At 62.7% G+C, this 16,856-nt stretch carries 14 protein-coding genes; 13 read left to right on the top strand and 1 reads right to left on the bottom strand.

Annotated elements, in window-relative coordinates; translation table 11 throughout:
* Position 1 precedes the first annotated feature (1 nt).
* Positions 2–829, bottom strand: coding sequence for an HTD2 family dehydratase (locus H9642_RS15045; protein ID WP_251837277.1), 828 nt, complete (start codon positions 827–829; stop codon positions 2–4).
* Between the two features lie 284 nt (positions 830–1,113).
* Here H9642_RS15045 and H9642_RS15040 point away from each other — a divergent pair, with 284 nt between their 5' ends.
* From H9642_RS15040 to H9642_RS14980, 13 genes are all read left to right on the top strand, one after another.
* Positions 1,114–2,025: a LysR family transcriptional regulator gene (locus tag H9642_RS15040; protein WP_251837276.1), complete on the top strand. Its 912-nt coding sequence runs from the start codon at positions 1,114–1,116 to the stop codon at positions 2,023–2,025.
* A gap of 200 nt (positions 2,026–2,225) precedes the next feature.
* Entirely contained in the window at positions 2,226–3,191 is a 966-nt protein-coding gene (locus H9642_RS15035; protein ID WP_251837275.1) for a TAXI family TRAP transporter solute-binding subunit, read from the top strand.
* Between the two features lie 108 nt (positions 3,192–3,299).
* A complete protein-coding gene (locus H9642_RS15030; protein WP_251837274.1) occupies positions 3,300–5,897 on the top strand; it encodes a TRAP transporter permease in 2,598 nt (865 codons plus the stop codon).
* 650 nt (positions 5,898–6,547) lie between these two features.
* Entirely contained in the window at positions 6,548–7,237 is a 690-nt protein-coding gene (locus H9642_RS15025; protein ID WP_251837273.1) for a lysoplasmalogenase, read from the top strand.
* Between the two features lie 208 nt (positions 7,238–7,445).
* Positions 7,446–8,633, top strand: a complete 1,188-nt coding sequence (nirJ, locus tag H9642_RS15020) for a heme d1 biosynthesis radical SAM protein NirJ (protein WP_251837272.1) — start codon at positions 7,446–7,448, stop codon at positions 8,631–8,633.
* Positions 8,634–8,752: 119 nt separating this feature from the next.
* Positions 8,753–9,586 (top strand): uroporphyrinogen-III C-methyltransferase, encoded by an 834-nt coding sequence (gene cobA, locus H9642_RS15015; protein WP_251837271.1) that lies wholly within the window; start codon positions 8,753–8,755, stop codon positions 9,584–9,586.
* A complete protein-coding gene (locus H9642_RS15010) occupies positions 9,577–11,103 on the top strand; it encodes a cytochrome D1 domain-containing protein (RefSeq protein WP_286010359.1) in 1,527 nt (508 codons plus the stop codon). The genes cobA and H9642_RS15010 overlap by 10 nt, the downstream gene beginning before the upstream one ends.
* Positions 11,104–11,390: 287 nt before the next feature.
* Positions 11,391–11,882: a ferredoxin-type protein NapF gene (gene napF / locus H9642_RS15005; protein ID WP_251837270.1), complete on the top strand. Its 492-nt coding sequence runs from the start codon at positions 11,391–11,393 to the stop codon at positions 11,880–11,882.
* Positions 11,879–12,178 (top strand): chaperone NapD, encoded by a 300-nt coding sequence (locus H9642_RS15000; RefSeq protein WP_251837269.1) that lies wholly within the window; start codon positions 11,879–11,881, stop codon positions 12,176–12,178. Before napF ends, H9642_RS15000 begins: the two co-directional genes overlap by 4 nt.
* A complete protein-coding gene (gene napA, locus H9642_RS14995) occupies positions 12,169–14,700 on the top strand; it encodes a nitrate reductase catalytic subunit NapA (protein ID WP_251837268.1) in 2,532 nt (843 codons plus the stop codon). The genes H9642_RS15000 and napA overlap by 10 nt, the downstream gene beginning before the upstream one ends.
* Positions 14,701–14,748: 48 nt before the next feature.
* A complete protein-coding gene (gene napG, locus H9642_RS14990) occupies positions 14,749–15,504 on the top strand; it encodes a ferredoxin-type protein NapG (protein WP_251837267.1) in 756 nt (251 codons plus the stop codon).
* Positions 15,501–16,412 carry a quinol dehydrogenase ferredoxin subunit NapH gene (napH, locus tag H9642_RS14985; protein WP_251837266.1) on the top strand — a complete coding sequence of 304 codons (912 nt, stop codon included), beginning with the start codon at positions 15,501–15,503 and terminating at the stop codon, positions 16,410–16,412. Before napG ends, napH begins: the two co-directional genes overlap by 4 nt.
* Positions 16,409–16,849: a nitrate reductase cytochrome c-type subunit gene (locus H9642_RS14980; RefSeq protein WP_251837265.1), complete on the top strand. Its 441-nt coding sequence runs from the start codon at positions 16,409–16,411 to the stop codon at positions 16,847–16,849. The genes napH and H9642_RS14980 overlap by 4 nt, the downstream gene beginning before the upstream one ends.
* The last annotated feature ends 7 nt before the right edge of the window (positions 16,850–16,856 follow it).

The raw sequence follows: 16,856 nt of genomic DNA, 5'->3' as shown, positions 1-16,856 counted from the left end.
GTCAGTCGAATTCCACTTCGGCCTTCTGGGCGATGCCGTCGGCATTGCCGGCCCACAGCTCGGCCTTGCCGGGCGCGACGATGCGCCCCCCCGTCTCGAAGGTCTGCGGCGCGATCAGCGGGCGCACGCCCCGGTAGGCGAAGCGCTTGACCCGGGCCTCGGGATTGGCGCGGCAGAAGGCGCGCAGGTTCAGGGTGGCGATCAGCGGACCGTGCACCACCAACCCCGGGTAGCCTTCGGTTTCGGTGACATATGGCCAGTCATAGTGGATGCGGTGGCCGTTGAAGGTCACTGCGGAATAACGGAACAGCAGGGTCGGGGTCGGCTCTACCGGCTCGCTCCAGTCACCGGTCGGCAGTGCTTCACCGCTAGTCAGCTTGGGCGGCGTGGGTTCGCGGTAGACGATGTCCTGCTCTTCGCGGATGGCCAGGACGCCATCCTGCAGGTAGTCATGTTGCACGGTGACGAACAGCAGCGCGCCAGTACGGCCGTGCTTTTCTTCAATGTGTTTGATGGTGGACACACGGGTCGCTTCACCGCCGACCTTGAGCGGCTCGAAGAACTCGACGCGGCCGCCGGCCCACATGCGGTTGCGGTTGTCGGCCGGCGGCAGGAAGCCGCCACGGGCCGGATGACCGTCAGCACCCAGGCCACTTTCGGCCACTGGCTCCTGGAAGAAGCACCATTGCCACAGCGGCGGCAGAGGCGAACCGTGCGCCGGATTGGGCTCGCCAAAGGTTGCGGCGATACGCTTGATCAGGTTGCGGCTCAACTGGTCGTGAGCCTCTTCGCCACGCCCGATCCAGGCAGTAAAAGCAGAGTCAGTCATCGCTGGGTTCCCGCGCTTGTGTTTGTTTTTTTGCAGAATGCTATGAAGGTCGTGTTCCGGGAATCTCTATTTACAGAGGATGGCGTTCGGATATGCTGAACGCTTACACCTAGGCGGATTGCGCTGCGGGAGCGGATCATGGGCTTGGCCTGCAAGCCTCAGGTCATGCATTCGCTCCGCCGCACACCGACCTGATCGCCAGCCGGTTAGCTGCGCATTCGCGCAATAACGTGTCTGGCGAATGAGTCACCCCACCAACGCGACAATGCTTACTGAGAGAACACATGCATTTCGATCTGGCCGACCTGCGACTTTTTATCCATATCGCCGAATCCCCCAGCCTGACCCAGGGCGCCCGGCGCGCGCACCTCTCCCCGGCCGCTGCCAGTGCGCGCATCAAGGCCCTGGAAAGCCAGTTCGACAGCCGCCTGCTGTACCGCGACAGCCGTGGCGTGGAGCTGACCCCGGCAGGCCAGAAACTGCTGCAGCATGCCCGTCTGGTGATGCGCCAAGTGGAGTACCTGAAAAGCGAGTTCACCGAATACGGCGCCGATAACGCCGGGCATATCCGTATTTTTGCCAACACTACGGCTGTTACCGAGTTCCTGCCGGAAATCCTCGCCGATTTTCTCGCCCAACGCCCCGGCGTCACCGTCGACCTGCAGGAAAAACTCACCCGCGACATTGTGCGCGGCGTACTGGATGGCTCAACCGACATGGGCATCATCGCCGGCCCGGTGAAGGCCACCGGCCTGCAGGCCATTCACTTCAGCACCGACCGCCTGCTGCTGGCTCTGCCAGTGGGCCACGCGCTAGCCGGCGAACAGAAAGTTACCCTGCAGCAAACCCTCGCTTACCAGCACATCGGTCTGCACGCCGGCAGCACGCTGCTGACGTTCCTGCATGACCAGGTGGAACGCCTGGGCGGCAAATTGTCGCTGCGTATTCAGATGTCAGGCTTCGAGGCGATCTGCCGGATGATCGAGGCGGGCGTCGGCATCGGCATCATCCCCGAATCCGCCGCCCGGCGGCACAGCCGCACCATGCGTCTGGCTACCGTGGAGCTCGACGAGACCTGGGCGGTACGCGAGCGCAGGGTACTGGTCCGCGACCTTGACGCCCTGCCCGGCAGCGTTCGCGCACTGATTGCACGGCTGCAAGACGTAGGACGTGAGGAGGATAGTCGACAAGAATGAGGGCGTTATCTACCGTTTTCCAGATGATCATGCTGGTTATACGCAAGACCGCTTCACACGACGACAACGCCGTCTTGCCCACCCCCGACTTTAGACGCGTCAACGGTGCTCTTTCAGGAGAATGGCCTGATAGACTCAGAAATCCCTAGAGCACTCGAAACGTTCTCGGGGCATTCAACAACAACTAAAGGAGTGCATCCATGAAAGGCAAATCCTTGGCATGGATCTTTTCCGCTGCATTAGCGGGTAGCGGTATGAGCGGCGCAGCGCAGGCGCAAGAACAATTCGTGACTATCGGTACCGGCGGCCAAACCGGGGTTTACTATGTGGCTGGCCAGTCGATCTGTCGCTTCGTCAACCGTAACGCTGAGAACATCAAGTGCAACGCCCCGGCCAGTGGCGGCGGTGTAGCCAACGTCAACGGCCTGCGCAGCGGTGAATTCAACTTCGGCATCATGCAGTCCGACCATCAGTACAAAGCGATGAAAGGCCTGACACCTTTCGAGAAAGAAGGCGCGATGGGCGATCTGCGTGCAGTCTTCTCCCTGCAGAGTGAGGTGTTCACCGTACTCGCCCGTCGCGATGCCAACATCAAGAGCCTGGACGATCTGAAGGGTAAGCGCGTCAACATTGGCAACCCTGGTTCAGGCCAGCGCGACACCCTGGAAGAGATCATGCAGATCAAGGGTTGGGACAAGTCGGTCTTTTCCTTGGCGTCGGAGCTCAAGCCCGCCGAGCAGGCCAGCGCACTGGGCGACAACAATATCGACGCCATGACCTACTTCGTTGGTCATCCGAACGGCGCGATCCAGGAAGCGACCACCACCGTGGACGCAGTGCTGGTACCGATCACCGGTGAGGCGATCGATAAGCTGCTGCAAGAAAAGACCTACTACACCAAGGCCGAGATTCCCGGCGGGCTGTACAAGGGCAACGACAACGCGACCCAGTCCATCGGCGGCAAGGCCGTTCTGTCGACGACCACCAAGGTCGATGCCGAGGTGGTCTATCAAATGGTCAAGTCGGTATTCGATAACATCGAGCGCTTTCAGCGTCTGCACCCTGCGTTCAAGGACCTCAAGCCTGAGGACATGATCAAGGTCGGCCTCACTGCGCCACTGCATGAAGGCGCCGAGCGTTACTACAAAGAACGTGGCTGGCTGTAACGGCCAGGGGCCTGACGGTGTTCGCCGCCGGGCCTGATTTCCCCCCAAAACCCGTGTGCCGCTCGGTCGCGGGTTTTGCCGTATTCGTTCTTCGACAGGCCTCACCCCATGCATGACAAAGCACTTTCCACTGAAGAGCTGATCGCCCAAGACGTCGGCGCACGATTGCCCGAGGGGCTAATGGCCCACGTGATCGCCGGCTTGGCGCTGCTCTGGTCGCTGTTCCAACTGTGGATTGCCTCGCCGCTGCCGTTCATTTTCCGCATTGGCGTACTCAACGATACCGAGACGCGAGCTATTCACCTGGCCTTTGCTCTGTTGCTGGCGTTTCTCGCCTATCCCGCCTTCAAGCGCTCGCCGCGTAATCGCGTGCCACTGGTGGATATCGCCCTGGGCCTGGTAGCGGCCGCGAGTGCCGCCTATCTATTCATCTTTTATCAGCAGTTGGCGCTGCGTCCAGGTAGCCTGACCACCGCGGATCTGGTCACCGCCTGCATTGGCATCCCGCTGTTACTGGAGGCAACGCGACGCGCGCTTGGTCCGCCTCTGGCGATCATTGCGCTGGCTTTCCTGATCTATAGCCTGGCCGGGCCCTACATGCCGGGCTTTCTGGCGCATCGCGGGGTGAGCTTCACCGCATTGGCCAATCACCAGTGGATCACCACCGAAGGCGTGTTCGGTATCGCTCTGGGGGTGTCCACCAGCTTCGTCTTTCTCTTCGTGCTGTTCGGTGCGCTTCTCGAGCGCGCCGGTGCCGGGCATTACTTCATCCAGCTGGCCTTCAGTCTGCTCGGCCATATGCGTGGAGGCCCGGCCAAGGCGGCGGTGGTGTCTTCAGCGCTGACGGGGATGATCTCCGGTTCGTCGATCGCAAACGTGGTAACTACCGGCACCTTCACCATCCCGATGATGAAGAAGGTCGGCTTCTCCAAGGAGAAGGCCGGTGCGGTGGAAGTGGCTTCCTCAGTCAACGGCCAGATCATGCCTCCCGTGATGGGCGCGGCGGCGTTCCTGATGGTCGAATATGTCGGCATTCCCTATGTGGAGATCATCAAGCATGCCTTCCTGCCAGCAACCATTTCCTATATTGCGCTGGTCTATATCGTGCATCTGGAAGCGCTCAAGCAGGGCATGCAGCCCATCGGGATTCCCCAGCACAAACCCTGGTTGCGCCGCCTGACGGGTTTCGCGTTCGGTGCTGCCCTGATTTCCGGCCTTTCGCTGGCCGTGTACTACGGGCTGGGCTGGCTCAAGCCGGCGCTGGGCGAGTATGCGTTGTCGGGCATTGCCGTGCTGCTGGCCGTCGCCTACTTGGGACTGCTCAAAGTTGCCGCGAGTAACCCGCCGCTGCCAGAGGAAGACCCGAACAAGCCGTTGAATGAACTGCCACAGACCCGCGCCGTGCTGCTGTCCGGTCTGCACTTCCTGTTGCCGGTGGTGGTACTGGTCTGGTGCCTGATGATCGAACGCCTGTCTCCTGGCCTGTCGGCCTTCTGGGGCGCGGTGATGCTGGTCATCATTCTGCTCACCCAACGCCCGCTGCTGTCATGGATGCGGGCCGATCACGGCGCCACCCATGGCGGCTTCGTCGATGGCGTAGTGGACTTGCGGGAAGGGTTGATCGCCGGAGCGCGCAACATGATCGGCATTGGCATCGCCACCGCAGCGGCCGGGATCATCGTTGGCGCGGTTTCACAGACTGGCGTTGGTCTGGTGCTGGCCGACGTAGTGGAAGTGTTGTCGATGGGCAACCTGCTGCTGATGCTGCTGTTCACCGCAGTGTTCAGCCTGATCTTGGGCATGGGACTACCGACCACCGCCAACTACATTGTCGTGTCGAGCCTGATGGCGCCGGTGGTAGTGGCCTTGGGACAGCAAAACGGCTTGATCGTGCCGCTGATCGCGGTGCACCTGTTCGTCTTCTACTTCGGCATCATGGCTGACGTGACGCCACCGGTGGGGCTGGCCTCCTTCGCCGCAGCGGCCGTGTCCAAGGGCGATCCGATCAAGACGGGCATTACCGCGTTCTATTACAGCCTGCGGACGGCGGCACTGCCGTTCCTGTTCATTTTCAACACCGATTTGCTCCTGATAGATGTGGACTTCTGGCATGGGGTGCTGATCTTCATCGTGGCCACCGGCGCGATGCTGATTTTTGCCGCCGGTACCCAGGGCTTTTTTCTGGTCCGCAGCCGCTGGTATGAAAGCGTGCTGCTGCTGCTGGTGGCGTTTACGCTGTTCCGCCCGGGTTATTGGACGGACATGGTGCACGATCCCTATCGCGATATACCGCCGTCCGAGTTGGCGCAGGCGTTGGGCTCCGTGGATGCAAACAGCCAGCTGCGCCTACGTATTCGCGGTGAGAATGCGGTAGGCGATCCCCGCGAGTTTGCACTGCTGTTGCCCGTGCCGGAAGGCGCGAGCGGTGAGGAGCGGCTCGAGAAGCTCGGCCTGGCGCTGTATGAAGAGGACGGCAAGGTACTGGTTGACAGTGTCGGCTTTGGCAGCCTGGCCGCTGAAGCCGGTCTTGAGTTCGATCAGGAAATCCTGATCGTCCGGGCACCAACCGATCGCTGGACCAAGGAGTGGATGTGGCTACCCGGCCTTATGGTGCTTGGCCTGGTGGTGTGGCTGCAGCGCAGGCGGGCAAGGCAGCAGGTGCCCGGTTCCGGTAGCACTGCACACCATCCGCACCCAGGCAATTGATTTGACAGCCGCCCTGCACCGCGTTCTGTGCAGGGCGGCTGGAGAAAAGCCAGCGAGTGATGGGTAGCCCAGCGTGCAACCCATCCTACGCCATGTATGCACCGTACCCAGCAGACTGAAGCTCGGCGTGAGAATCCAGCGTTACAGCAGCGGCAGGCTATAGTCAGGCGGTTGTGACCCTGGGTCGTACCGCCATCGGAGCGCAGCACGCCGTTGCGCCATTGCACGCCGACGCCTTTCAAGGCGCCGGTCGGCATAACGTAGCTAACGAAGATGTCGTGTTCCTCTCGGTCTGCCCGCGGTTGGCCGCGTTATCCCATTTTTCCCTTCTGGTAGTCCCGGCACCCCGAGCTTGGCGAAGTCATAACCGTACTGGGCCAGCTAGCTCTTTTCGCCGGCACGGCCGAAGGTGTTGATGAAGCGCTGGGTGATCAGATACACGCTGGCACCGCTGGCGCCTTTGCCGGCCAGACTGGATTATCCAACTGAGCGAAATCGCTATCGCCGCTGCAGCGAGTAGCTGACAAGCCCACTAAGAATTTTATTCAGGTATAGATCCCAAAAAATAAACAAATTACATGACTGATTGACAGGGGCTCCCCCGCGCTACAGCCTCGAGAACACAACAAGAACGAAACCGGGAGCCACCCATGTCCGCCTTCCAGCGCCGCTGTTTTGCCGTTGCCGTTGTAATGGGGCTGATCTACCTCGCCCTGCTGCCCTTCAAGCCCTATCCCCTGAGCTGGCTACTCAAGCCCATCCCTATGCTGCTGTTTGCCCTGTTGTCCTGGCGTGCCTATCCCGGCGCGACGGGAGTCTGTCTGGGGATCGGCTTCGTGGCGGCGGCAGCGGGGGATTTTTTTCTGGATTATGGGGAGCGGGACGGACTGTTCATTCAGGCACTGCTCGCATTTCTGGTGAACCAACTGGCCTTTGCAGCTGCGTTTACGCGGCTGTCGTCTGCCAAGCCCTGGCTGCTATGGCGCATGTTGCCGGTCACGCTGTATTGCCTCGTCCTGGCGCTTTGGCTGGTGCCGGCGGCCGGGGCCTATCAGTCTCCGGTGGCGATCTATCTGCTGTGCCTATTCGTCATGGCAATCATGGCCTGCCGGGTCGAGCAGCAAGTGGGCCTGCTTTGGCTGGGCGCCATGCTGTTCGTCATCGCCGATTCGCTGATTGGCGTGAACAAGTTTGCGCAGCCGTTTCCTTATGCCATTCCGGTGATCGTCACCTGTTACTTCACCGGACAGACGCTGATTGCGCTGGGGCTTCTGCGTTTGCAGCCTCAAACAAAGGGCTTGAATAATTTCAGCGCTCAGACGACACAGGGCATGAGCTGACATTCAATGTGAGGCAGCGCCTACATGCAGGCATCGCCGCACCGACGTAGCGGTGCCCGCCTCAAGTGCCGGCACTATCAATCGGCACGTTCCCCCCTACGCGCCAATTCCCTACCGCTAGTCAGCCTTTTATTGTTTCCGATCAAGGATTGGCATTCGCGCCTCGGTAATCCTGCCGCCATAGAAGTATGCGGTGGGAGTCGCCTTCATGTTGAGAATCAGCCATTACCTGCGAGCCCTCGCCCATCCCGGTGCCGGGCACGTGCTCAGTGCCCGGGGCACGCCGGGGCGGCGCCCGCCGGTGGTGATCTGGAACCTGCTGCGCCGTTGCAACCTGACCTGCAAGCACTGCTACGCCACCTCGGCCGATAGCGAGTTTCGCGATGAGCTGGACACCGCCGAGGCGCTGCGGGTGATCGACGACTTGCACGCAGCCGGGGTCAAGGTATTGATTCTCTCCGGTGGCGAACCGCTGCTGCGCGACGACATTTTCCTGCTCTCCGACTACGCCCGCGAGAAAGGCTTCTTCGTCGCCCTGTCCACCAACGGCACGCTGATCGACGCACACAACATCGAGCGCATCGTTGCAGCGCGCTACGACTATGTCGGCATCAGCATCGACGGCCTGGAAGCGGTGCACGACGACTGGCGCCAGCTCAAGGGCAGCTTCGCCGCCTCGATGCACGCCATCGACCTGTGCCGTCAGCATGATATCCGTGTCGGCCTGCGTACCACGCTGACCCAGCACAACTACCCGCAACTGCCGGCGCTGCTGGAGCTGATGCGCGAGCACGACGTGCAGAAGTTCTATCTCTCGCATTTGAATTACAGCGGGCGCGGCAAACGCAGCCGCAAGGCCGATGCCCATCACCAGATGACCCGCGACGCCATGCGCCAGCTGTTCGAGCAGGCCTGGGACGATGTGTGCAACGGCCGCGAAACCGACTTCGTCAGCGGCAACAACGATGCCGACGCCATCCTGCTGTTGCAGTGGGTCACGGAAAACCTGCCGCAACACGCCGAGCGACTGGAGCAGATGCTGCGCGCTTGGGGCGGCAATGCCTCTGGCAGCGGCATCGCCAATATCGACAACATCGGCGACGTACACCCGGACACTTACTGGTGGCAGCACACCGTCGGCAACGTGCGCCGAACCTCGTTCCGCGAGATCTGGCTGGAGCAGCCCGAGCCGCTGCTGGTGCAGCTGCGCGAGCACCCGCGCGCCGTCGAAGGCCGTTGCGCCCAGTGCCGCTGGCTGTCGATCTGCAACGGCAACACCCGAACCCGCGCCTGGGCCGCCGGCAACCTGTGGGGCGAGGACCCCGGCTGCTACTTGAGCGATGAAGAAATCGGCCTGGCCCAGCCGTCCTGCATTCCACGCGTGGAGATTGCCTAGAACACCCCGGTGCGGGAGCGCCTCCAGTGCTCCTGCAAGCAAACGCCACCCAGCGGTCACAGAGCCGTATTTGACCAAGCGTCAGCCGCCCAACCTCGATGAGAATTTCAGGAGTCCGCATGGATCAGCCCACCTTTCCCGCTTCGCTGTGTGCCACCTTAGCCCCCGGCGAAGTCGCCCTGGTTGGCGCCGGCCCCGGTGATCCCGGCCTGCTCACCCTGCGCGCCTGGAGTTTGCTGCAGCAGGCCGATGCAGTGGTGTACGACCGCCTGGTCGGTCAGCAGCTGATTGATCTGTTACCGGCACGTTGCAGCTTGCACTACGTCGGCAAGGCCAGCGGCTATCACAGCCTGCCCCAGGAACAGATCAACGAGCTGCTGGCCGCGCTGGCCCTGGGTAAACGCCGCGTCGTTCGTCTCAAGGGCGGCGACCCATTCGTTTTTGGTCGCGGCGCCGAGGAGCTGGAATACTTGCTGGAACGCGGCATCGACTGCCAGGTAGTACCGGGCATCACCGCTGCCGCCGGCTGCAGCACCTATGCCGGCATCCCGCTGACCCATCGTGACTTGGCGCAGTCGTGCCAGTTCATCACCGGCCACCTGCAGAAAGATGGCGAGCTGGCCCTGCCTTGGGCCAGCCTGGCCGATAACGGCAAGACCCTGGTGTTCTACATGGGCCTGGCCAGCCTTGATGAGATCTCCCGCAACCTGATTGCCGCCGGGCTTCCCGCCGACACACCCGCCGCACTGATCGGCAATGGCACCCGTGAAGATCAACAGGTGGTGCGCGGCACCTTGCAACAGCTTGCCGCACTGGCCCGCGACAACCAGCTCAACGCGCCGACGCTGACGGTGATCGGCCGGGTGGTCGGGCTGTTTGCAGAACACACCGTCGGTTATCCGGCCCGCCTGCAGGGCCAGCGAGAAAGCCGTGAGGAGGCCGTATGCGGCTGATTGCGACCTTCCTGCTGGCCGCCGCAGCGCTACCAGCCGCCACTTATATGGCCCTTGACCAGGCCATTCCCCATGCCGAGGCCGCCACGTCCACATCGACCGCCCACGCGCTGTATGAACAGCAGTGTCAAAGCTGCCATGGCGCCAATCGTCTGGGCGGCGCCGGCCCTGCCCTGCTGCCGGAAAGCCTCGGGCGCATCAAGCGCGCCGAAGTCCGCCAGGTGATTGAGCAAGGCCGTCCAGCCAGTCAGATGGCTGCTTACGGCGCCGTGCTGGATGCTGCGCAGATCGACGCGCTGGTCGACTACCTGTATACCCCGTCCGCCGTGCCGCCGACCTGGAGCGACGCCGATCTGCGCGCCAGCCAACGCATCTTCGCCGACGTGGCCACGCTGCCCGCCACGCCGCAGCACGGCGCCGATCCGCTCAATCTGTTCGTGGTGGTGGAGGCCGGTAACCATCAGGTGCGCATCCTCGACGGCGACCACTTCGAGGAGCTGGCCAAGTTCAAGTCCCACTTCGCGCTGCATGGCGGGCCGAAATTTTCACCGGATGGGCGCTTCGTGTATTTCGCCTCCCGCGACGGCTGGGTCAGTGTCTACGACCTGCACAACCTGACCATGGTCGCCGAGGTGCGCGCCGGCCTGAACACCCGCAACCTGGCGATCAGCAACGACGGCCGCTGGGCACTGGTGGGCAACTACCTGCCGGGTGAACTGGTGGTGCTGGATGCCCGCGACCTGTCACTGGTGAAGCGCATCCCGGCCACGGGGCTGGACGGCGTGACCTCACGCGTCAGCGCCGTGTACACCGCGCCGCCACGCGACAGCTTCGTGGTGGCGCTCAAGGATGTGCAGGAAGTCTGGGAATTGTCCTACGCCGGCACGCCGGACTTCGTGCCGCGCCGTATTCAAGCGAAGGACTTCCTCGATGACTTCTCCTTCACTCCCGATTACCGCCAATTGCTGGCGACCTCACGCAAGGCCCAAGGCGGCCAGGTGATCGACCTGGACAGCGGCAGGGCGCTGACCGACATTCCCCTCCCCGGCATGCCGCACCTGGGCTCGGGCATCTACTGGCAGCGCGACGGCAAATGGGTATTTGCCACGCCCAACGTCAGCCAGGGTCTGATTTCGGTGCTCGACATGCAGACCTGGGAGTTGATTAAAGAAATTCCCACCGAGGGGCCGGGCTTCTTCATGCGCAGCCATGAGAACTCGAAATACGCCTGGACCGACGTGTTCTTCGGCCCCAACAACGACGCCATCCACCTGATCGACAAGCAGTCATTGGAAGTCGCCCATACCCTGCGCCCGGTGCCCGGCAAGAACGCCGCTCATGTGGAGTTCACCCGCGACGGCAAGCACCTGCTGCTCAGCGTCTGGGACACCGACGGCGCCCTGCTGGTGCTCGAGTCCGACACCCTTAAGGAGGTCAAGCGCATCCCCATGAACAAGCCCTCGGGCAAGTACAACGTGGGCAACAAGATCGGGTTTGTGGAGGGAACGTCGCATTGAACCACGCCTGAGAGGCACTACCGAATCGACTGATACGGCCTGGCAACCCCCGTCGTGCTCGACGACGGGGGCCTGAGAATCACTAACGCCTGACCAGGCCCCCAGCCGCCTTGCTACCCCTCGTGCAGGGCAGGCGCCTTTTTCTAGTCCTGCACCCCCATCCCTCCCCGCACTCAAGCGAAACAGTTTGGATATGTGCTGATTTGACGCGGCAGTCATTGATTCAAATCAAATCTCAACAATCCGATAGACGGTTAAATCCTCATTGAATAAATGGGAATTACCGTATGGACGCATCAAGGCGTCGTTTTTTTTCTCTCGGCTTATCAGCACCCGGCAACCGACCGCCGTGGGCGGCTGAAGAGAATCTATTCATTGCGCGCTGCAATCGCTGCAACCTCTGCGTGGAAGCCTGTCCGCAGCAGGTCCTCAGGGTTGGAAGCGGCGGTTTTCCCTCCATCGTGTTCGACGATGCAGGCTGCACACTCTGTGGCGATTGCGTAAAGGCGTGCCAGCCGCGGGCATTGGAGTGCGACGAAGCACGCCAACCCTTCCCCTGGCGGGCACGAATCGGCACCGATTGTCTGCCGCAACGCGGTGTGGAATGCCGCATCTGCGCGGAAAGTTGCGAGACCGGAGCCATTCGCTTTCGTCCCCGACTAGGCGGCATTGCGCAGCCCGAATTGGATATCGACCTCTGCAATGGCTGCGGAGAGTGCATCGCTCCCTGCCCGGTCAGTTGCATCACACCATCACCCCTGGAGAAAAAGCCCGCATGAAAGTCGTGAGCTTGGTATTGCGGGTCATGCCCGAGCAGATACCCACGGCCCGCTCCGGTCTGGAGCAGGTTCCCGGCGTGCAGGTGCACGCGGAAGACTTCGACGCCGGACGCATGATCGTCACGGTGGAAGATGGCGAGGGTTATTCCGTCGCCGATTCGATCATTGCGGCCCATAGGGTGCCGCAGGTGCTGTCCGCCACTCTGGCCTACGAGTTCAACGGGGAAATCGTCGAGGAACTCGACCCGGCGCGAGTGCCCCCGCAACCGGCAACGGGAGTCCAACCATGTCACTGAACAGACGCGATTTCATCAAGGCCAACGCCGTCGCCGCCGCTGCCGCGACCGCGGGCATGGCCGTACCCACTACCGTGTTGTCCGCCGAACAGGCCGGCGCCAAGAATGCCGTGCGCTGGGACAAGGCGGCCTGCCGCTTCTGTGGTACCGGCTGCTCGGTACTGGTCGGCGTACAGAACGACAAGGTCGTGGCCACCCAGGGCGACCCAGACGCGCCGGTCAACCGCGGCCTGAACTGCATCAAGGGCTATTTCCTCTCCAAGATCATGTACGGCGCCGACCGCGTTCAGACCCCACTGCTGCGCAAGAAGAACGGCGTGTACGACAAGAACGGCGACTTCACCCCGGTCAGCTGGGACGAAGCGCTGGGCATCATGGCCAGCAAATGGAAAGAAGCCATCAAGAACCACGGCCCGGATTCCGTCGCCATGTTCGGCTCCGGCCAGTGGACCATCTGGGAAGGCTACGCCGCCTCCAAGCTGCACAAGGCCGGTCTGCGAACCAACAACCTCGACCCGAACGCCCGCCACTGCATGGCGTCAGCGGTGGTCGGCTTCATGCGCACCTTCGGCATCGATGAGCCGATGGGCTGCTATGACGACATCGAACAGACCGACGCCTTTGTGCTCTGGGGCTCGAACATGGCCGAGATGCACCCGGTGTTGTGGAGCCGCATCACCGACCGCCGCCTGACCCACAAGAGCAGCGAAGTGCATGTGCTCTCCACCTTCGAGCACCGCAGCTTCGAGCTGGCCGACAACGGCATGATCTTCGAGCCGCAGACTGACCTGGCCATCCTTAACTACATCTGCAACTACATCATCCAGAACGGCAAGGTGAACAAGGAGTTCGTGTCCAAGCACGTGAACTTCCGCAAGGGCGTCACGGATATTGGCTACGGCCTGCGCGCCAATGACCCGCGCGAGGAAATCGCCACCCAGAACGGCTACAACGGCAAGGGCGATCCGAACGCCCACACGCCGATCTCCTTCGAGGAGTTCGCCACGTTCGTCGAGCCCTACACCCTGGAATACACCGCCAAGTTGTCCAAGGTGCCGGCGGCGAAACTGCAGCGAATGGCCGAGCTGTATGCCGACCCGAGCAAGAAGGTCGTGTCATTCTGGACCATGGGCTTCAACCAGCACACCCGGGGCACCTGGGTGAACAACATGATCTACAACGTGCACCTGCTGCTCGGTAAGATTTCCGAGCCGGGCAACGGGCCGTTCTCGCTCACCGGCCAGCCCTCGGCGTGCGGCACCGCCCGTGAAGTGGGCACCTTCGCCCACCGCCTACCGGCGGACATGGTGGTCACCAACCCCGAGCACCGTGCCCTGACCGAGAAGCTGTGGGATCTGCCCGAGGGCACCATTCCGTCCAAGGTCGGCCTGCACGCCGTGGCCCAGAGCCGCGCGTTGAAGGATGGCACGCTGAAGTGCTACTGGACCTCGACCACCAACAACATGCAGGCCGGTCCGAACATCAACGAGGAAATCCTCCCGGGCTGGCGCAACCCGGAAGCCTTCGTGGTGGTGTCCGATCCCTACCCGACCGTGTCCGCGCTGTCCGCCGACCTGATCCTGCCCACCGCCATGTGGGTGGAGAAGGAAGGTGCTTACGGCAACGCCGAGCGCCGCACCCAATTCTGGCGTCAGCAGGTCAAGGCGCCGGGCGAGTCGCGTTCGGACCTGTGGCAGTACCTGGAATTCGCCAAGCGTTTCAAGGTGGAAGAAGTCTGGCCCGAGGAACTGCTGACCAAGAAGCCCGACGTCCGCGGCAAGACTCTGTATGACGTCCTGTTCGCCAACACGATGACCACCCGCTTCGACCTCAAGGACCTGAAGCGCGTCAACGAACACGCCATCAAGGACTACATGAACGACGAGTCGAAGCATTTCGGCTTCTACGTGCAGAAGGGACTGTTTGAGGAATACGCCCAGTTTGGCCGTGGTCATGCCCACGACCTGGCGAACTTCGACGTCTATCACCGCGCGCGCGGCCTGCGCTGGCCGGTGGTGGATGGCAAGGAAACTCTGTGGCGCTTCCGCGAAGGCTACGACGTGTACGTGCCGGCCGGCGAAGGCGTGCGTTTCTACGGACATAAGGACGGCAAGGCGAACATCTTCGCCCTGCCCTACCAGCCGCCGCACGAGTCCCCGGACGCGGAGTTCGACCTGTGGCTGTCCACCGGCCGCGTGCTGGAGCACTGGCACACCGGTTCCATGACCCGCCGCGTGCCCGAGTTGCACCGGGCGGCGCCCGAGGCGCTGCTCTACATCCACCCGGATGACGCGAGGGAGCGCGGGCTGCAGCGCGGTATGCAGGCGCGCATCGTGTCCCGTCGCGGTGAAGTGGTGGCCAGCATTGAAACCCGTGGCCGCAACAAGCCGCCGCGCGGCCTGGTGTACATGCCGTTCTTCGACGAGGGTCGCCTGGTGAACAAGCTGCTGCTGGACGCCACCTGTCCGCTCTCGAAGGAAACGGACTTCAAGAAGTGCGCCGTCAAGGTGCTCAAGGCCTGATGGTCAAACGGGGCGCTCCGGCGCCCCATTTGAGCCCGAGTCACTGCCATGACCGACAAACCAAACCCGAGCCGCCGCCATTTCCTGCAGCAGTCCGCCGCGGCGATTGGGGGTGCCTGCGTGCTGGGGCTGGGCGTAGGGCTGTATGGCAACCAGGCGAACGTGCTGGCCTCAACGGCACTGCGGCCTCCGGGCGCGCTGGCTGAAGAGGATTTCCTCGCCGCCTGCGTGCGCTGCGGCCTGTGCGTGCGCGCCTGTCCCTACGACACCCTCAAACTCGCCACGCTCGGCGAACCCGTCCCCACCGGCACGCCGTTCTATACCGCGCGGGACGTGCCCTGCGAGATGTGCGAGGACATTCCCTGCGTACCCGCTTGCCCGACCGGCGCCCTGGACCCCGCGCTCACCGACATCAACGATGCGCGCATGGGCCTTGCGGTGCTGATCGACCAGGAACAGTGCCTGAACTATCTGGGGTTGCGCTGCGACGTCTGCTACCGGGTCTGCCCGGTGATCGACGAAGCCATCACACTGGAGCCGTTCCACAACCCGCGTTCGGACCGGCATGCCCTGCTGCTGCCGACCGTGCACTCGGACCATTGCACCGGCTGCGGCAAGTGCGAACAGGCCTGCGTGCTGCCCGATGCCTCGGCCATCAAGGTGCTGCCGCGCCCGTTGGCCCAGGCCAAGGCCGCCGACCACTACCGCAAGGGCTGGGAGGAAAAGGGCAAGGCCGGCGGCTCGTTGATCGGCGAGCAGATCCAGTTGCCGGTACGCGGGCTGGATAATGGAGGCACGCCATGAGCCCGGTACACAAGAGCGTGGCCGGGCGCAACCCGATCGCCGCCGCCCGGGAGACCAAGGGCTGGCTGGGCGCCAACCGCTTTTTGTTGTTGCGCCGAGCTTCGCAACTGAGCTTTCTCGGCCTGTTCCTGATCGGCCCCATCACCCTGTGGCTGGCCCGCAACGGCCATCTCGATCAGCCGTGGTGGCCAGTAAAGGGCAACCTGGCATCGAGCGTCACGCTCGACACCTTGCCGTTGAGCGATCCGTACATGCTGATGCAGGCACTGTTCGCGGGGCATCTGCCGGAAATGGCGGCGCTCACCGGCGGGCTGATCGTGCTGCTGTTCTACGCCCTGGTGTGTGGTCGCATGTACTGCTCGTGGTTCTGCCCCATCAACCCGGTCACCGACGCCGCCGGCTGGCTGCGTCGCACGCTGCGGATTAGAACCGCACCAACGCCGCCGGAAAGCCTGCGCCGCTGGCTGCTGCTGGCCACGCTGGTGGTGTCGTTGATTACGGGCGGCATCGCCTGGGAGTGGGTCAACCCCATTTCCATGCTGCACCGCGCGCTGGTCTTCGGCGCTGGCGCGGCCTGGGGCGTGGTTGCCGCAGTGTTTCTCTACGACCTGCTGTTCGCCGCGCGTGGCTGGTGTGGCCACGTGTGCCCGGTGGGCGCGTTCTACGGCCTGCTGGGCAGGTTCGCCCTGCTGCGCGTGGCCGCCCCGCGCCGCCGGGCCTGCGACGACTGCATGGATTGCTTCAAGGTCTGCCCTGAACCCCAGGTCATCCGTCCCGCCCTCAAGGCGGTCGGACAAGACCATTCCCTCATCCTTTCTTCCGACTGCACCACCTGCGGCCGTTGTGTCGATGTGTGCAGTCAGGATGTTTTCCGCCTGACGACGCGTTTCAACAGGAGCGAATCATGAAAACCGCCATAAAAAAAGCTGTGGGCATCGCTGCGCTCATGCTGGTCATACCCTTCTCGGCTAGCGCCGAGGGCGTCAAGAGTCTCCGGGAAAACGCCGTCGGCGACGCCGAGCAGCACGCCCACAACTGGCGAGAGATCCGTGATGCCGGCGGGCTGTTGCCACGCGACTTCGTACAACAACCGCCGCTGATTCCTCATAGCACCACCAATTATCAGGTGACGCTCAATTACAACAAGTGCATGGACTGCCACTCCTGGAGCCGCTCCGCCACAACGGGTGCCACTAAGGTGTCGCTGACCCACTTCCGTGACCGCGATGGCGAGGAATTGTCGTCGGTCAGCCCTCGCCGCTACTTCTGCCTGCAGTGCCACGTGTCACAGACCGATGCCAAGCCGCTGGTAGGCAATGATTTCAGCCCCGCCCCGGGCCTATAAGGATCAC

The organism is Serpens gallinarum, assembly GCF_014836765.1.
Lineage (GTDB): Bacteria > Pseudomonadota > Gammaproteobacteria > Pseudomonadales > Pseudomonadaceae > Serpens > Serpens gallinarum.
The sequence above is the reverse complement of the archived record's forward strand: the minus strand, read 5'-3'. Positions and strand labels throughout refer to the sequence as shown.

Bases quoted from the DNA above. Each gene is read 5' to 3' on its own strand.
- H9642_RS15045 (WP_251837277.1), bottom strand. From the start codon at position 829: ATGACTGACTCTGCTTTTACTGCCTGGATCGGGCGTGGCGAAGAGGCT.
- H9642_RS15040 (WP_251837276.1), top strand. From the start codon at position 1,114: ATGCATTTCGATCTGGCCGACCTGCGACTTTTTATCCATATCGCCGAA.
- H9642_RS15035 (WP_251837275.1), top strand. From the start codon at position 2,226: ATGAAAGGCAAATCCTTGGCATGGATCTTTTCCGCTGCATTAGCGGGT.
- H9642_RS15030 (WP_251837274.1), top strand. From the start codon at position 3,300: ATGCATGACAAAGCACTTTCCACTGAAGAGCTGATCGCCCAAGACGTC.
- H9642_RS15025 (WP_251837273.1), top strand. From the start codon at position 6,548: ATGTCCGCCTTCCAGCGCCGCTGTTTTGCCGTTGCCGTTGTAATGGGG.
- nirJ (WP_251837272.1), top strand. From the start codon at position 7,446: ATGTTGAGAATCAGCCATTACCTGCGAGCCCTCGCCCATCCCGGTGCC.
- cobA (WP_251837271.1), top strand. From the start codon at position 8,753: ATGGATCAGCCCACCTTTCCCGCTTCGCTGTGTGCCACCTTAGCCCCC.
- H9642_RS15010 (WP_286010359.1), top strand. From the start codon at position 9,577: ATGCGGCTGATTGCGACCTTCCTGCTGGCCGCCGCAGCGCTACCAGCC.
- napF (WP_251837270.1), top strand. From the start codon at position 11,391: ATGGACGCATCAAGGCGTCGTTTTTTTTCTCTCGGCTTATCAGCACCC.
- H9642_RS15000 (WP_251837269.1), top strand. From the start codon at position 11,879: ATGAAAGTCGTGAGCTTGGTATTGCGGGTCATGCCCGAGCAGATACCC.
- napA (WP_251837268.1), top strand. From the start codon at position 12,169: ATGTCACTGAACAGACGCGATTTCATCAAGGCCAACGCCGTCGCCGCC.
- napG (WP_251837267.1), top strand. From the start codon at position 14,749: ATGACCGACAAACCAAACCCGAGCCGCCGCCATTTCCTGCAGCAGTCC.
- napH (WP_251837266.1), top strand. From the start codon at position 15,501: ATGAGCCCGGTACACAAGAGCGTGGCCGGGCGCAACCCGATCGCCGCC.
- H9642_RS14980 (WP_251837265.1), top strand. From the start codon at position 16,409: ATGAAAACCGCCATAAAAAAAGCTGTGGGCATCGCTGCGCTCATGCTG.